Genomic DNA, 11,120 nt, shown 5'->3' with positions numbered 1-11,120 from the left:
ATCCCCCCCCCCCCCCCCGGGCGGGGGGGGGTGGGGGTGGTTAGGGGGTGGAGAGGGCTTTGGTGGGGGTTTGGCGGGCGGCTTGGATGGACGGGTAGACGCCGGCGATCACGCCTACCAGGAGGGCGCCGGTGATTCCGCCGAGCACCGCCGTCGGTGGGATCGTGGGGGGCCAGCCCTGGTAGCTGGCGTAGCCGATGGTGGCGAGCACCCCGAGAGCCGCCCCGGTGGCACCGCCGAGCACGCTGAGCAGCACCGACTCGGTGAGGAACTGCACCCGGATCTGGCCACGGTTCGCGCCGAGCGCCCGGCGCAGGCCGATCTCCCGACGGCGCTCCAGCACCGAGATGACCATGGTGTTGGCCACGCCGATCCCGCCGACCAGCAGGGCGACCGCCGCCAACCCGAGGAACAGTGCGGAGAAGCTGTTCTCCGTGGCCCGTTTCGCGGCGAGCGCGTCGGAGGGGCGGCTGACCTGGACCAGCCCCGGCAACTGCGGGTTGAGGGTGGCCGGCAGCACGGCCCGGACATCCTCCAACGCGTCCTCCCTGGCCCGCAGGTAGACGACCGTGGGGTGACCGTCGAAGCCGAGCATGGCCTTGGCGGCGTCCCACCCGACAAGCACCGAACGGTCGAGATCCGGGGAGAGCGGCAACGGGTCCAGGATGCCGATCACGGTGAACCAGCGTTCGCCGATGAACACCTGGGGTGGTTGCCGGGGGTCCACGGTGGCGTAGCCGAGCCGGCTCGCCGCGACGTAGCCGAGGACGGCGGTCGGGAGCCGGGCCGTCCCGGCGTCGAGGGCCCGACCGCTGCGGATCCGGCCGTTGACAGTTCCCATCAGGTCCGGCCGGGACGCGAGCACGCTGAGCCCGGACGTGTCGTACCTGTCCAACAGGTCGTTGCGGCGCACGGCGGTGTGGGTGTTCGCGACCGCGCTCGCCGTCTCGACCGGCCCGATCCGCGACACCATGGCGGCGGCGTCCTCGGGCAGGAGGACCGGCGGATCCTGATCCGGCACGGGCTCGGCCCGCAGCAGGTTGGTGCCGAGCGCGTCGAGCTGGTTCATCAGGTCGCGCTGGCTGGACGCCGGGATGCCCACCACGACGACGAGCGTCGCGATACCGATGGAGATGCCCAGGGCGGAGAGGACCGCCCGCATCCGGCGGGTGGTGATCCCGAGCAGACCGAGCCGGAGTACGTCGGTCGGGGCGAGCCGGGGCGCGCTCACGTGCCGCTCCCGCTGACGGTGTCGGCGACGATCCGACCGTCGCGGATCTCCACCTGTCGAGGCGTACGGGCGGCGAGATCGCGGTCATGGGTGATCACGGCGATGGTGGTGCCCTCCGCGTTGAGGTTCGTGAGCAGGGTCAGCACCGCCTCCCCGTTGACCGTGTCGAGGGCGCCGGTCGGCTCGTCGGCCAGCACCAGCGCGGGCTCGTTGACGAGTGCCCGAGCGATCGCCACCCGCTGCCGCTCCCCGCCGGAGAGTTGCTGCGGCAGGTGGTCGACCCGGTGCGCCAGGCCGACCCGGGCCAGCGCCTCGATCGCGGTGCGGCGGCGGTGCCGGCGGGGCACCCCGGCGTAGAGCAGGCCGGTGGCGACGTTCTCGGCGGCGTCCAACCCGTCGGTGAGATGGAACTGCTGGAAGACGAAGCCGAGCCAGCGACCCCGCAGCGCGGAGAGCCGACGGTCGGACAGGGCGGTGACCTCCTGCCCGGCCACGCGTACGCGGCCACGTGTCGGCAGGTCGAGGGTGCCCATGATGTTCAGCAGCGTGGACTTGCCGGACCCGGACGGCCCGACGATGGCGAGCATCTCGCCAGCGCGCACGGTCAGGGACACGTCGTCCAGCGCGGTCACCCCGCCGGGGTACGTCCGGCTGACTCCCTCGACGTTCAACACCGGCTCGGCGATGGCGGTGGCGGTGGCGATCACGATGCCGTCACCACGTCGAGGCCCTCGGTCACACCGGTGCCGCTGATCTCGACCAGACCTCTGGCGAACATCCCGGTCTCCACGGCCACCAGCCCACCGTCGGGCAGTTGCAGCGCGTGCCCGCCCTCGCGGAGTGCCACCAGCGCGCCGACCGGCACCGCGAGCACCCCCTTGTGGACGGCGGTGGTGAACCGGACCTGGACCGCGGCGGCGTCCAGCTTGGCCACGTCCGCCCCCCGGGTCGGTGCGACGAGGACGTCCACCGTCGGCGGGCTGCCCTGCCCGGTGCCGGCGTCCTGCCCACCGCCACGCACCGTCTGCGAGATCGAGGCGACAGTGGCCGGGATCTCGGAGCTGTCCGGCAGGGCGACGACCACGGCGGCGCCGACCGTGATGGCGGCGACCTCGGTGGCCCCGACCGGTACGGTGACCAGCTTGACCTTCTCGGTGACGGCCAGCAGCTCACCGGCGACCGGGTCACCGGGCAGCGCCTTCACCGCGCTGACCCGGGCCGGCCCGGTCAGCACCGCGACCTGCCCGACCCCGATCGTGCCGGAGGGCTCCAGGCCGAGGGCCTGCTGCCATTTTTTGATCGCGGCGACGAGGCTCGCGGTGAGCAGGGCCTGACCCGTGCCGATCCTCGTGCCGTCGGTGCCCCGGGACGGCTGGGCGCCGGTCTGGTAGCCCAGCGCCTTGAGGTTGTCCGAAACGATCCGTACGTCGCTGCCCATCAGTCCGGGCTTGTCGAGGGTGCGAAAGAGCGGAGTTCCGCCGAACAGCACCGGCACCGGTCGGTCGTTGACCCAGTAGAGCGGCTTGCCCCGGGCCACCGTGTCGCCCACCTTCGGCAGCCGGGTGACGACACCCTCCCCGGCACCCTTCACCAGCCGCTCCGGGCCGTAGCCGAGCGTGCCGTTGAGCGAACGGGTGTCCGACAGGTCGGCCCGGGTCACCGTCGTCGTGGTCACCGACGGCGGGGCGCTCGCCACGTCATCGTCGGCGTGCCGCCGCAGCGCCAGCACCCCGACGCCAGCGCCGACGGCGATCACCAGGGTCACCGTCGCCACCACGATCGCGGTACGCCGGGTGGGGCGCCGACCGGGATCGTCGCTCGGGTTACTTCTTGGCACCGAAGATCTCCATCGTGCATTCCCGCTCGGCCTTGTCCATCGCGGGACCCTCAAGACCGCCGGTCGGGTCGGCGACCCCGTCGTCGTAGGTCCAGCCGGAGCCGTCCGGCAGTGAGTGGATCTTCAGACCGCGCCCGCGCAGGCACTGGACGTAGTCGTTCCACTGGCTCACGTAGTTCGGGTTCTTCTCCGGGTCCAGCTCCGGCGGCTGGAGCGGCAGCTTGTTGGCGCACGCCACGTACGCCGCCTTCGGCTCCCCGCTCTGGTCGAGGGACAGGCCCGTGCCGTCCCCCACCGGGCCGGGTTGTGACCGGCCCTCGTTCAGCTTCACGCCGTTGTCGTGCAGGCAGATGTTGTACGTCCCCCAGAGCCGCTCCTCCTCCTCGTCGGTCATGTCCAGGCGCAGCTGCGGCCGACCGTTGGCGGCACCACCGGCGGGGGTGGCGCTCGCCGAGGCCGACGGGGTGGTGAGCGAGGCGACGTCACCGCCGGCGGTGCCCCTGTCGGCGCTTGACGCTCCGCCGCCGCAGCCGGTGAGGGCGATGGCGAGGACTGTGACGGCGGCGAGCCCGGCCGCGATCCGATGAGTTGGGTTGGTCATGGCGTGGAGCTTCACGCCGATCTGTCAGAGACCTGTCAGGAACCGGTCGTCATCCGGTAGTCCCAGCTCAGCGGCACCGCCGGACCCGGCCGGGGCCACGTACAGTCGCTGCCGTGTGTGCGTACGTGCTGGTAGCCGAGGACGACCAGAAGCAGGCCGAGTTGGCGCGCCGGTATCTGGAACGCGAGGGACACGAGGTGCTCGTGGTGGCCGACGGGCGGGCCGCGCTGGAGCAGATCCGGCAACGGCCGCCGGCCCTGCTGGTCCTCGACGTGATGATGCCGAAGGTCGACGGCCTGGACGTCTGTCGCATCCTGCGCCAGGAGTCCGACCTGCCGGTGCTCATGCTGACCGCCCGGTCGACCGAGGACGACCTGCTGCTCGGCCTCGACCTGGGCGCCGACGACTACATGACCAAGCCGTACAGCCCGCGTGAGCTGGTCGCCCGGGCCCGCAGCCTGTTACGCCGAGGCCAACGGACGCAGCGGCAGGCGGACCCGGTGCTGCGGGTCGGCGGCGTGCACGTCGACCCGGTGCGCCACGAGGTACGCAGCGACGGACGCCTCGTCGACTGCACACCTGGCGAGTTCCAACTGCTCCAGGCGATGGCCGCCCAGCCCGCCCGGGCGTTCACCCGGGATCAGCTCCTGGGTTACCTGCACGGGTTCGACAGGTACATCACCAGCCGGACCGTCGACATGCACGTCATGAACCTCCGCCGGAAGATCGAGCCGAACCCGCGCAAGCCGGCCCGGCTGGTGACCGTGTACGGCGTCGGATACAAGTTGGTCGAAGAGCCGCCCCGTGTCGCGTGAGGTGCCGCTGCGCCGCAGTCTGCTGCTCCGGCTGCTGGCGCTGGCCGTCCTCATCGCCGTCGGCTCGATCGCGGCGACCGCGTGGCTGGCCGTGCGCACCACCACCGGAGCGATCCGGCAGGAGCAGGGCCAGGCGCTCGCCGACGACGCGCGCATCTACGACACCCTGCTCGCGTACGCGGCGACCCACCCGACCTGGGACGGGGTCGACGCGGCCGTTCGACCGCTCGCGCGGGACGTCGGCCGGCGGATCGCGTTGACCACCGACACCGGTGTGCCGATCGCGGACTCCGCACCCGCCGCGGGCCCGTTGCCGACGACGTCGTCCGCGACAGTCGACGCGCTCGCCGTCGACACCGCCCTGATGCCCGGGACCGCCCCGCCGGGCGGCGGTGACGGCGGCACCAGCCGCATCGACCCGCGCACCACCGGGCCGTACCTGCTCCCGCCGGAGGAACGCGCGGCGCTGCGGTCCCGGGCGGCCCAGGCGGTGCAGTGCCTGCGGGCTCGGGGGCAGATCGAGGCCGCGGCCGTGGACGGCCCCACCGGCCGACCACGCATCGAGACCCCCGGCACCGACCTCGCCGACACCGGCCTGTGCCTCCAGTCGAGAGCGGACCTCGCGACGCGCACGCCCACCGAGGGCAAGGCGCTCGCCCAGCTCAACGCCCTGGTGAACACCTGTCTGGCACGGCGGCGCCTGCCCGCCGTGCAGGTCGACCTGAACTGGACCTGGACGAGGCAGTCGGCGCCCAGCGCACCCGACTCCCGGCCCACGGCCAGCGTCGACCAGGAGCACAACCGTGCGATCAGCGCCTGCGTCGGCACCAGTCGACGCGAGCAGCTCCTCCCGTACGTCGCCCCGGCCGCGACCCTCTTCGTCACCGACCCGGGCGGTCGCCCCTCCACCACCTTCGACCTCTCCCGGGCCAACCAGACCCGCATCGTCGCGGTCGCCGGTCTCGTCCTGCTGGTGACGATCGGCTTCACCGTCCTCGCCGGCATCCGGCTGACCCGCCCGCTGCACGCCCTGACCGGGGCGGCCCAGCGGATGCGCGACGGCGACGGCGCAGCCCGGGTCCGGGTGACCGGCCGCGACGAGATCGCCCGGCTGGCCGAGGTCTTCAACGACATGGCCGAACGGCGGGAACGGCTGGAGCAGCTACGCCGCGCGATGGTGAGCGACATCGCCCACGAGATGCGGACACCGGTGAGCAACATCCGGGGCTGGCTCGAAGCGGTAGAGGACGGCGTCGCGGCCCCCGACCGCAGGCTGCTCTCCTCACTGCTGGAGGAGGCGACCCTGCTCCAGCACGTGATCACCGACCTGCAGGACCTGGCCGAGGCCGACGCGGGCGCGCTGCGGCTGCACCGCGAACAGGTCTACCTCACCGACCTGCTCGCCCAGGTCGCGGAGGCGCACCGGGCCCAGGCCGACCGGGTCGGCGTCACCATCACGGTACGCACGGAGGCCGACCCGCAGGTGGACGCCGACCCGGTGCGGCTGCGCCAGGCGGTCGGCAACCTGGTCGCCAACGCGGTACGGCACACCCCGTCGGGCGGGCGCGTGACGATCAGCGCCAGCGCGACCGACACCGGGGTCATCGTCTCCGTGGCCGACACCGGCAGCGGGATCAGCGCCGAGGACCTGCCCCGGGTCTTCGACCGCTTCTGGCGGGCCGAGAAGTCCCGGAGTCGACAGACCGGCGGCAGCGGCCTGGGCCTCGCCATCGTGCGTAAGTTCACCGAGGCCCACGGCGGCACGGTCAGCGCCACCAGCACCCCCGCCCAGGGCTCCACCTTCACCCTCCACCTACCCGTACCCTCTGCCCGGCCTCCTGATCACCGAGGACGCGCGCGGAAGGGGTGACCGGTGTGGCGGGGCGGGCTAGGCTGCCGCGGCATGAGCAGTGAGCTTCCGGCCCGCGCCGACGTCGTGATCATCGGTGCCGGGCACAACGGTCTGGTCTCCGCCGTCCTGCTGGCCCGCGCCGGCCTGGACGTCCTGGTGCTGGAGGCCGCCGACGTGATCGGCGGTGCGGCCCGCACCGAGACCCCGTTTTCGAAGGTGCCGGGGCTGCGGCACTCCACCGGTTCGTACCTGCTCGGGCTGATGCCCCCGGAGCTACTCGCCACGCTCGACGTCCGGATCCCGGTGCTGCGCCGCGACCCGCACTACTTCCTGCCCACACCGGGCGGCCTCGGCTCGCCGTACCTGCTCTTCGGCAGCGACACCGCCGCCACCCGGGCCCAGCTCACCGAGTTCTTCTCCCCCGCCGACGTGGCCGCCGACGACGCCATGCAGGCCGAGTTGGCCGCGCTACGGGAAGACCTCGCCCCGGCCTGGCTGGCCGAGCCGCTGAGCGTGCGGGAGACCGCCGAGCGGCACGTCCGCCCCGCGCTGCGGCAGGTCTTCGTCGACCTCGTCCAGGGCTCGGTCGCGGACTACCTGGCCCGGTTCGAGTTCCGCTCCGAGCTGCTGGTCAGCATGTACGCGGTCACCGACGGGCTGTCCGGGCTCAACGCCGGCCCGGACGACCCCGGCACCGGCCACAACTTCCTGGTCCACAACATGTGCCGGCTGCCCGGCTCCGGCGGCACCTGGATGATCGCCGAGGGCGGGATGGGCACCGTCTCGCGGACGTTCGCCGAAGCCGCGCGGGCCGCCGGGGCGACAATCCGGACGGGTACGCCGGTCAGCGCGGTGACCCTGGACGGCGGCGCGGCCAGCGGCGTGGTGCTGGCCGACGGTCGACAGGTCGCCGCGCGGGTGGTCCTCGGCGCGTGTGATCCGTACCGGCTGATGGACCTGTTGCCCGACGGCGCGCTCCCGGCGCGACTCGGCGAACGGATGGCGGCGGTCCGCCGCACCGGCACCACCCTGAAACTCAACCTGGCGCTCAGCGGGCTGCCGCGGTTCTCCTGCCTGCCACCTGGCACGCCGAGCCCGTTCGGCTCGACCATCCACCTGCTGCCCGGGTCCGCGTCGCTTGTCGGCGGGGACGCCACCTCGCCGATGACCGCCCTGCGCGGCATGTGGGCGGACGTGCGGGCCGGACGGTTGCCGGCGGAGCCGACCATCGAGTGGTACCTGCACACCACTGTCGACCCGTCGCTCTCCGACGCCGCCGGGCACCACTCGTCGGCGCTCTTCGTCCAGTCGGTCCCCTACGAGCTGGCCGGCACCACCTGGGACGCGGCACTGCCCGGCTACGTCGACCGGCTGATCGAGATCGTCGAACGGTACGCGCCCGGCACCGGTGACCTGATCGCCGACGCGGTGCCGCTGCCCCCGCCCGGCATCGAGGAGCACTTCGGCATCACCGGCGGACACATCCACCACGTCGACAACACCGTCTCGTTCACCGACCGGATGCCCCACGCCACCGGCATCGACGGCGTCTACGCCGGCAGCGCCGGCTGCCACCCAGCCGGCAGCGTCATCGGAGCAGCCGGCCACAACGCAGCCCGCCGAATCCTGTCAGACCTAGCGCCGGCCTAACCCCCACCCCGCCCTCCCACCCCCACCCCGCCCGAGGCGGTTGATCATGGGGTTATTGTCACGACACGCCGCGACGGTCGACTATAACTCCATGATCAACGGGGCGGGGCGGGGTGGGGCGGGGTGGGGTGGGGTGGGGTGGGGTGGGGGACGCGTGGGTGGGCGGGTTAGATTGCGGCACCGCCGGCTGGGGCTGGGGTTTCTGCGTCGACTCGGTGGGCTCGCACCTTGTGGCCCACGCTCGTTAGGCAGCGGCCGGACGGCAGGTCGAACTTCCAGCCGTGTAGCTGGCAGGTGAGCTGGTCGCCGTCGACGATGCCGAAGCGGGTCAGGTCCGCCTTCAGGTGCGGGCAGCGCCGCTGCACCACCCAGTCGCCCAACGTGATGTCCTCAGCGTCGGTGCTGCGCTCGTGCTCGTCGTACCAGCCCTCGGCGTACTGGAGTCGCTCCTCGGAGAGGCACTTGAAGAACGCGTAGACGAACTCGTTGTACTGGCCGATCCGCGCCGCCGAGAACCGGCAGGACAGGAAGAGCGAGTTGACCCAGTCGACCTCGTCGATGAAGAGCAGATGCTCGATCAGCGACCGCTCGGTCCGGAACCGGTAGCGCACCTTCTCGTCGGCGTACGGCCGGACCTCCTTACCCGGGAAGTCCACCACGATCGACTCGACGCTCTCGCCGTCGTACCCCACCAGGTCGAAGCGGACCGGACCGCCCACGCCCTTGGCCAGGTAGATCGACTCGTCGAGCAGCGGCTCGATGCGGCGCTTCATCTCGCCGAGGACGTCCACCTCGGGGTGCCGCCAGGACGCCTTCTCCGCCTCGATGATCGGGCGCTTGCGCTCCCGCATCTCCTCCAGGTGGGCGACCTTGTTCGCGAAGAACTCGTCCACCGGCACCGGATGCGTGGTGCTCGCGCCCTCGGTGGTGACCTCGGTGACACTGCCCGGCAGCAGCACGATGCCGTTGGTGCCGCCGACCTTCGCGTACTCGGACAGGAAGACGGACTGGTCGGGGAAGATGTTGCCCTCGTCGCCGTGGATGTCGTTGAACTGCCACAGCGTGTCGTCGAGGAAGCACGGCGGGCCGGCGATCGGGAAGACGTGGTCGGCCTTCAGGTCGTCGATGTAGCGCCACGTCCGGTCGAACTGCCGGTCACGCTTCTGCTTGCCGAACGCGGTCTTCGCCGCCTGCGGCAGCTCGTAGACCATCGGGTACCAGATCGCGCCGGAGAACTGGAGCAGGTGCGCGTGCACGTGCCCCAACTCGGCGAACACGCTCAGGTCGGTGGGGCGGGCGTCGTTCTGGTTGAGCAGCCGCACCCCGTCGTACTCGACCCAGAGCGACGAGTCACCGATCGGCCCGTCGGTCGGGCTGGTCAACGCCTGAATCATGATCTTCAGGCCGCCGGGCAGCTCCACCACCTGCTCGTTGGGGGTCTTCAGGAACTTCGTGAAGCCCAGCGCCCGGAACTCGTCCTCCATCTCCGAGGTCGGGAACTCGGGGAGCAGGACCGTGGCGTCCTTCGAGACGAAGTCGCGCAGGTGCTTCGCGTCGAAGTGGTCCCGGTGCAGGTGGGACACGTACAGGTAGTCGACCTGACCCAGGCTCTCCCAGTCCAGCAGAGAATTGTCCGGGAACGGGAACCACGAGGCGAAGTAGGCCGGATTGACCCACGGGTCGCACAGGATGCTGCCCGCGGCCGTGTCGATCCGCATGCTGGCGTGCCCGGTTCCGGTCACTCGCACCGCACAGTCCCCCTCAAACAGACAATCAGGTGTACGCCAAACGCTACCGGAGCGGGTCCGACCGTTGCCCCGCGACGCCGGTAGTGCCGTTCCACCCGCCCCCTGCGGGCCGGGCGACCTGCTCGACCGCCGGTCAGGAGGCGGTCGGAGACGTCCAGCTCCGCCGTGCCGGCGCGGCCGAACACCACGCCTCCATGAGCCCGGAGATCTCGGCGGGCGGAGCCGCGACGTTCACCTGCTGCCCGCCACCGACCTGATGGTCGGTCTCCTGCGACACGCTGCCCTCGCTACAGCAGGAGCAGAGAACCCGCACGCCGCTGGCCGGCTCCGCCGCGTACCCGTGCTCGTCGAACAGCGCCGCCAGCGCGCGGACGTCCTCCGGCGTCTCGGCCGTGACGTGGACGGTGGTGGTCGGCAGCTCGGACGCACGGAACAGCAGCAACTCGTCGAAAACGCTGTACGTCCGCCCGTCCACCTCGCGCTCGCCGTTCGGCGCGCCGTCGTGCACCACCACCTCACCGAACCGGCGCCCCGACTCCGGGGTCGGCACGTTCAGCACCCGGGCTCGGGCCGGGCAGAGCCGCTGCGCCCAGACCACCTCGCCGTTGCTGGCCGGGTCCAGCCGGATCGGGGTGACTCCGAAGTCGGCCACGATCTCGCCGTCGCCGTCCGGTACGGGCAGTCCGAAGCCGCGCCAGGCGTCCCGGGCGGTCGACCAGTCCTCCATGATCGTTGCGGCGATGCCGAGGTTCCAGAAGGCCGGCTCCTGCGCGTCCCGGTCCGCTCGGGCGGCCGCCTCACGGCCCAGCTCGTACGCCTTCGCCCAGTTGCGCAGGAACTTGTACGCCAGTGCCGCGTCGTACCACCACACCCCGGCACTGCGGTGATCGGGATGCCGCCGCGCCATCCGCTCCAGCAGCTCTCCCGCCAGCGACCAGTTCTCCGACTCCCACGCCTCGTAGGCCGCCTTCAGCAGCTCGCGATCCTCCTCGCGTGTCATGCCGTCCCCTCAACTGGTCGGACCCTGCGCCGGGGCCGGCACGAGGCGTGCCAGACTAACCAAAGATCCGATCGCGAGGGAAGGACCGACAGTGGCAGGAAGCGAGCCGGTAACGTCGCCAGACCAGCACAAGCCCGGGCACCGGAAGCTCGGGCGCATTGGCGCGGTGGTGTCCGCGCTGGCGCTGCTGGCGATGATCTGCGGCAACCACGAGGGCAAGGTCGAGGACATCTGGCTGGTCGGCCTGGCCGCGCTGCTGCTGATCATCGTGATCGGCGACGTCGTGCTGCGGCGCAACGGTCTGCGTTCCTGACCCGACCCACCGCCGGACGACCGGCCACCATACGCCGAGGGCCCGCCCCCACCCGGGGACGGGCCCTCGTCCG

General features: G+C 71.9%; 10 protein-coding genes. 4 read left to right on the top strand and 6 right to left on the bottom strand.

The window, feature by feature from the left end:
• Window positions 1–40 precede the first annotated feature (40 nt).
• The 4 genes from AB0B57_RS31285 to AB0B57_RS31270 all read right to left on the bottom strand — a co-directional run bounded on the left by AB0B57_RS31285 (window position 41) and on the right by AB0B57_RS31270 (window position 3,669).
• On the bottom strand, window positions 41–1,162 hold the full coding sequence (locus AB0B57_RS31285) for an ABC transporter permease (RefSeq protein WP_357077937.1): 1,122 nt from the start codon (window positions 1,160–1,162) through the stop codon (window positions 41–43).
• Window positions 1,163–1,227: 65 nt separating this feature from the next.
• A complete protein-coding gene (locus AB0B57_RS31280; RefSeq protein ID WP_357077934.1) occupies window positions 1,228–1,941 on the bottom strand; it encodes an ABC transporter ATP-binding protein in 714 nt (237 codons plus the stop codon).
• Complete coding sequence (locus AB0B57_RS31275) at window positions 1,935–3,068, bottom strand: efflux RND transporter periplasmic adaptor subunit (protein WP_357077926.1); 1,134 nt, start codon at window positions 3,066–3,068, stop codon at window positions 1,935–1,937. The genes AB0B57_RS31280 and AB0B57_RS31275 overlap by 7 nt, the downstream gene beginning before the upstream one ends.
• Window positions 3,055–3,669 (bottom strand): hypothetical protein, encoded by a 615-nt coding sequence (locus AB0B57_RS31270; RefSeq protein ID WP_357077923.1) that lies wholly within the window; start codon window positions 3,667–3,669, stop codon window positions 3,055–3,057. The genes AB0B57_RS31275 and AB0B57_RS31270 overlap by 14 nt, the downstream gene beginning before the upstream one ends.
• 113 nt (window positions 3,670–3,782) lie before the next feature.
• On the opposite strand from AB0B57_RS31270, the gene AB0B57_RS31265 reads away from it, so the two are divergent.
• From AB0B57_RS31265 to AB0B57_RS31255, 3 genes are read left to right on the top strand one after another with little or no spacing between them, the layout of a single operon-like run.
• Window positions 3,783–4,484, top strand: coding sequence for a response regulator transcription factor (locus AB0B57_RS31265; RefSeq protein ID WP_357077920.1), 702 nt, complete (start codon window positions 3,783–3,785; stop codon window positions 4,482–4,484).
• Complete coding sequence (locus AB0B57_RS31260; protein WP_357077918.1) at window positions 4,474–6,354, top strand: HAMP domain-containing sensor histidine kinase; 1,881 nt, start codon at window positions 4,474–4,476, stop codon at window positions 6,352–6,354. The genes AB0B57_RS31265 and AB0B57_RS31260 overlap by 11 nt, the downstream gene beginning before the upstream one ends.
• Before the next feature lie 33 nt (window positions 6,355–6,387).
• Window positions 6,388–7,986 carry an NAD(P)/FAD-dependent oxidoreductase gene (locus tag AB0B57_RS31255; RefSeq protein WP_357077915.1) on the top strand — a complete coding sequence of 533 codons (1,599 nt, stop codon included), beginning with the start codon at window positions 6,388–6,390 and terminating at the stop codon, window positions 7,984–7,986.
• 167 nt (window positions 7,987–8,153) lie between these two features.
• Here the strand turns inward: AB0B57_RS31255 and AB0B57_RS31250 are convergent, their stop codons facing one another.
• Window positions 8,154–9,734 (bottom strand): Rieske 2Fe-2S domain-containing protein, encoded by a 1,581-nt coding sequence (locus AB0B57_RS31250; RefSeq protein WP_357077912.1) that lies wholly within the window; start codon window positions 9,732–9,734, stop codon window positions 8,154–8,156.
• A gap of 133 nt (window positions 9,735–9,867) precedes the next feature.
• Window positions 9,868–10,734: a hypothetical protein gene (locus AB0B57_RS31245; protein ID WP_357077907.1), complete on the bottom strand. Its 867-nt coding sequence runs from the start codon at window positions 10,732–10,734 to the stop codon at window positions 9,868–9,870.
• Between the two features lie 91 nt (window positions 10,735–10,825).
• Between AB0B57_RS31245 and AB0B57_RS31240 the strand changes: the two genes are divergently transcribed.
• The gene (locus AB0B57_RS31240) at window positions 10,826–11,047 is read left to right on the top strand and encodes a DUF2631 domain-containing protein (RefSeq protein WP_357077904.1); all 222 of its coding nucleotides are present in this window, start codon (window positions 10,826–10,828) and stop codon (window positions 11,045–11,047) included.
• The last annotated feature ends 73 nt before the right edge of the window (window positions 11,048–11,120 follow it).

Origin of the sequence: Micromonospora sp. NPDC049101, from assembly GCF_040648675.1 — a bacterium.
GTDB lineage: Bacteria > Actinomycetota > Actinomycetes > Mycobacteriales > Micromonosporaceae > Micromonospora.
This window is presented reverse-complemented; position numbering and strand designations above follow the sequence as displayed.

Excerpts from the sequence above, each read along its gene's own strand:
- AB0B57_RS31285 (WP_357077937.1), bottom strand. The coding sequence starts at position 1,162 with ATGCGGGCGGTCCTCTCCGCCCTGGGCATCTCCATCGGTATCGCGACG.
- AB0B57_RS31270 (WP_357077923.1), bottom strand. The coding sequence starts at position 3,669 with ATGACCAACCCAACTCATCGGATCGCGGCCGGGCTCGCCGCCGTCACA.
- AB0B57_RS31255 (WP_357077915.1), top strand. The coding sequence starts at position 6,388 with ATGAGCAGTGAGCTTCCGGCCCGCGCCGACGTCGTGATCATCGGTGCC.
- AB0B57_RS31245 (WP_357077907.1), bottom strand. The coding sequence starts at position 10,734 with ATGACACGCGAGGAGGATCGCGAGCTGCTGAAGGCGGCCTACGAGGCG.